Source organism: Saccharomonospora iraqiensis subsp. paurometabolica YIM 90007 (genome assembly GCF_000231035.2).
In the GTDB taxonomy this organism is placed as follows: domain Bacteria; phylum Actinomycetota; class Actinomycetes; order Mycobacteriales; family Pseudonocardiaceae; genus Saccharomonospora; species Saccharomonospora paurometabolica.
On the sequence record NZ_KI912261.1, the window covers coordinates 87,318 to 91,601 of the forward strand.

3 protein-coding genes and 1 pseudogene are annotated in these 4,284 nt (G+C 74.7%); 1 reads left to right on the forward strand and 3 read right to left on the reverse strand.

Annotation, left to right across the window (positions count from 1 at the left end; all coding sequences use genetic code 11):
* Positions 1-466: TNT domain-containing protein (locus tag SACPADRAFT_RS29455; protein ID WP_007026692.1), on the forward strand; the 466-nt coding region annotated here is incomplete at its 5' end.
* Positions 467-514: 48 nt separating this feature from the next.
* Here the strand turns inward: SACPADRAFT_RS29455 and SACPADRAFT_RS0223060 are convergent.
* From SACPADRAFT_RS0223060 to SACPADRAFT_RS29460, 3 genes and pseudogenes are all read right to left on the reverse strand, one after another.
* Entirely contained in the window at positions 515-3,919 is a 3,405-nt protein-coding gene (locus tag SACPADRAFT_RS0223060; RefSeq protein WP_007026691.1) for an error-prone DNA polymerase, read from the reverse strand.
* 4 nt (positions 3,920-3,923) lie between these two features.
* On the reverse strand, positions 3,924-4,088 hold the full coding sequence (locus SACPADRAFT_RS31790; RefSeq protein WP_007026690.1) for a hypothetical protein: 165 nt from the start codon (positions 4,086-4,088) through the stop codon (positions 3,924-3,926).
* Positions 4,088-4,284, reverse strand: a pseudogene (locus SACPADRAFT_RS29460) (DNA polymerase Y family protein); the annotation flags it as partial. The pseudogene SACPADRAFT_RS29460 and the gene SACPADRAFT_RS31790, both read right to left, overlap by 1 nt.

Here is a 4,284-nt window from a genome sequence, read left to right on the forward strand (position 1 = left end):
GCCGGTTCCCCCGCCACCCGCACGGGCGGCGCCGTCCGCCCAGGCCGCACCGTCCGGGCAGGCGGGGCAGGCCGAGTCCGGCCGGGGCGGGCGGAACGGCAAGAACAATCAGCAGTGGCCGATCCAGCCGATGCAGGGCGAGCCGCCGCTGACGCTGTTCCGCGGCAAGGAGATGCGGGAGCTGCCGATGGGCAGCGAGCTGGACCGCTTCGGCGGCCCGAACGGGAACCTCACCTATGCCGCGGGCACCCCGTTCGAGGAGCGGTCGCTGGTGCCCGAGTGGGTGGACCGGCCGTACCACGTCTACCGCGTGCAGCGGCCGATGCAGGCGCTGGCCGGCGTGGCGATCCCGTGGTTCCACCAGCCCGGCGGGGGCGCGGCGTACCTGCTGCCCGCCTCGATCGAGGAACTCCTCGCCGACGGCGACCTGATCGAGCTGGAACCCGGCGAACCCCCCGTCGACTGACAGCCCGCCGACCCGCCGGAGCCCCGGGAGTCCCCGGAGCCCGGCGGGTCAGCGGAAGTCGCGGGACGTCGAGGGCACGCCGAGCGCCAGGTGTTGCAGCCGGTCGGCCCGCAGCGACACCACACCGTCGGCGCGTTCCACGATGCCGCGCACCAGCAACGCGGGGCTGGACCGGGCGACGCGGTGGTAGCGCTGCCACAGCCCGGGGCTGCACACGACGTTGACCATCCCGGTCTCGTCCTCGATGTTGAGGAAGGTGATCCCGCTCGCCGTGCCCGGGCGCTGCCGGTGGGTCACCGCCCCGCCGACGAGCACCCTCGTCCCGTGCTCGACCGTGGCCAGCCGTTCCGCGGGCACGACCCCGAGCGCGTCGAGCCGGTCCCGGACGAACTCGGTGGGGAACGTGTCCGGGGACAGGCCGGTGGACCACACGTCGGCGACCGCGTGTTCCAGCCGGTCCATGCCGGGCAGGGTGGGCGCCGACGTGCCCGGGGTGGTCCCCGGGAGCTTCCCGGGGCGTTCCTGCGCGACCGCTCCCGCCGCCCACAGCGCCCGGCGCCGGTCCGGTTCCAGCCCGGCGAACGCCCCCGCCGTCGCCAGCGCCTCCACCTGCGGGGTCGTCAACCGGACCCGCCGCGCGAGGTCGGCCATGTCGCGGAACGGTCCGCCCCGGTCGCGTTCGGCGACCAGTTCCTCCGCCACCTCGGTCCCGAGGGTGCGCACCGACCCCAGCCCGAGCCGCACGGCGTGTGCCCCACCGCTCCCGTACCGCCCGGGTGCGTCGGACTCCCCGGGCACGTCGGTGTCCCCGGCCTCGCCGACCGGTTCCAGCGTCGTGTGCGACAGGCTCGCGTTCACGTCCGGGCCGCGCACCACGACGCCGTGTCTGCGGGCGTCGGCGACCAGCGACTGGGGCGAGTAGAAGCCCATCGGCTGCGCCCGCAACAGCCCCGCGAGGAACGCGTCCGGGTGATAGCGCTTGAAGAAGGCGCTGGCGAAGACCAGGTGGGCGAAGCTCAGCGCGTGGCTCTCCGGGAATCCGTAGCTGGCGAAGGCCCGCATCCGGTGGAAGAGGCGCCCGGCCGTCTCCTCGTCCATCCCGTTGCGCGCGGCACCCTCCAGGAAGCGCCTGCGCAGCCGCTCCATCCGCCTGCCGGACCGCTTCGCGCCCATCGCGTGCCGCAGTTCGTCGGCCTCGGCGGGGGTGAAGTCCGCGACGTCGAGCGCGATCTGCATCAGCTGTTCCTGGAACAGCGGCACGCCCAGGGTCTTGTCCAGCGCGTTCGCCAGCAACGGGTGGTCGTGTTCCCAGTGCTCCCTGCCGGTGTAGCGGCGGATGTAGGGGTGCACGGACCCGCCCTGGATCGGCCCGGGCCGGATGAGCGCCACCTCGACGGCCAGGTCGTAGAACGTCCGCGGCGCCAGCCTCGGCAGGGTCGCCAGCTGGGCGCGGCTCTCCACCTGGAACACGCCGAGGGCGTCGGCGCGGCGCAGCATCGCGTACACCTCGTCGTCGTCCAGGTCCAGGTCGGCCAGGTCGACGTGGACGCCCTTGTGCGCGGCCACCAGATCCAGCATGTAGTGCAGCGCGGACAGCATGCCCAGCCCGAGCAGGTCGAACTTGACCAGTCCGACGGAGGCGCAGTCGTCCTTCTCCCACTGCAGGACGCTGCGCCCGGGCATCCGGGCCCACTCGATGGGGACGACCTCGCTCACCGGCCGGTCGCAGATGACCATGCCGCCCGGGTGGATCCCCAGGTGCCGGGGGAAGTCCTCCAGCGACGCGGCCAGCGCCAGCACCGGCTCGGGCGCGTCGTGCTCCGCGCCCGCGTTCCCGCTCCGCAACGGGCCCCACCCGTCGATCTGCTTGCTCCAGGCGTCCTGCTGCCCCGGGGAGTGGCCGAGCGCCCGCGCGGCGTCGCGCACCGCCGACCGGGCCCGGTAGGTGATGACGTTGGCGACCTGGGCGGTGCGCAGCCGGCCGTGGGTCCGGAAGACGTACTGGATGACCTCCTCCCGCCGGTCCGACTCGATGTCGAGGTCGATGTCCGGGTAGCCGTCCCGGTCCGGGGCCAGGAACCGCTCGAACAGCAGTTTCCACCGCACCGGGTCCACCTTGGTGATGCCGAGCGCGTAGCAGACCGCGGAGTTGGCCGCCGAGCCCCGCCCCTGGCAGAGGATGTTCCGCTCCCGGCAGAACCGCACGATGTCGGCGACGATCAGGAAGTAGCCGGGGAACCCGAGCCGTTCGATGACGTCGAGTTCGTGGGCGAGCTGGCGGTGCGCCGCCGGGTTGCGGTGCGGATCGCCGTAGCGTTCCCGGGCGCCCGACCGGGTGAGTTCGCGCAGGTGGCTCGCCTCGTCGTGGCCGTCGGGGACCGGGAACGGCGGCAGGTCCGGCGCCACCAGGTGCAGTTCGAAGGCACACTCGGTGCCGAGCAGGGCGGCCCGTTGCACCGCGCCGGGCCAGCGGTCGAACCGGCGGGCCATCTCCGCCCCCGAGCGCAGGTGGGCGGTCGGCCCGGGCGGCAGCCAGCCCGCCATCTCGTCCAGCCCGCGCCGCGCCCGGATCGCGGCCAGCGCGTGGGCCAGGTGTCCGCGCTCCGGGGTGGCGTGGTGGACCGCGTTGCTCGCCACGGTCGGCAGGCCCAGGTCGGCGGCGATCCCGGCCAGCAGGTCGTTGTGCGTGCTGTCGGTCGGGAACCCGTGGTCGGTCAGCTCCACGTACACGTCGTCGCGGCCGAACCGGTCGACGAGCTCCCGCAGCCGGGCGGCGGCCGCCTCCGGCCCGTGCTCGACCAGCGCCCGCCGCACGGCACCCTTGCGGCAGCCGGTGAGCACCGCGCACCGGCCCGCCACCTCCCCGGCGACGGTGTCCAGGTCGTACACCGGCCTGCCCTTCTCGGCCGTCTCCCCCGGATACGCGCCGGAACCGGGGAGGTCGGGGTGGCCGGCGAGCTGCCCGGAGGTGACCGCGCGGCACAGGGCCGCGTACCCGTCCTGCCCCTTGGCCAGCAGCAGGAGGTGCTCGCCCTCGGGGTCGGCGACCCCGTTCTGCGGCGCCGACAGCCCGAGGCTGAGCTCGGTGCCGAACACGGTGCGGATGCCGACCTCGCGGGCGGCCTCGGCGAACCGCGCCACCCCGTACATACCGTCGTGGTCGGTGAGGGCGACGGCGTCGAGGTCCAGTCGCGCGGCCTCCTCCACCAGCTCCTCGGGGTGGCTGGCCCCGTCGAGGAAGCTGAAGGTGGAGTGGCAGTGCAGCTCGGCGTAGGGAACCCGGGCCACCGCCCCGGCGTCGTCGCCGCGCGGGGCCAGGTCGGCCGGGCGCACGTACCCGCCGCGGCGACGGCCCGTGGGGCTCTCCTCGAGGAGCCGGTCGGACGGCTCCACCCGCCCGGACAGGGCGCGTTCGAGCTCCCGCCACGGCACCCGGGGGTTGTGCCAGCCCATCCCGCTATCCCCGTTCCTCCGCCGACGCCCGGGGGGCGGGGATCCCCGCGGTCGGATCGACCGGCCCGGTCCCGGCCTCGGCCGGGGTGGGCGGCACCCACTCCACGGGGTGGATCCCGGGCTCCCCGTCCCACTCCGTGCGGTACTCGGTACGGTTGTCGTCACTCACTAGTCGTAGCTCCCTTCGACGGTCCAGTGCGGATCCGGTTCGGCGGACCAGCGGAGCAGCAGCGCCTCGGCGGCGTCGCCGTCCGGGACGTCCGACCGGGTGCCGGTCCCGGTGCCGCCGGTCCCGGTGTCGGTGTCGGGGTCGAGCACCACCTGGATGCGGGCGTGCGTGCCCGCGCCGTCCGGCGCCCACCAGC

Coding starts and splice junctions, on each gene's coding strand:
- SACPADRAFT_RS0223060 (WP_007026691.1), bottom strand. CDS start 3,919: ATGGGCTGGCACAACCCCCGGGTGCCGTGGCGGGAGCTCGAACGCGCC.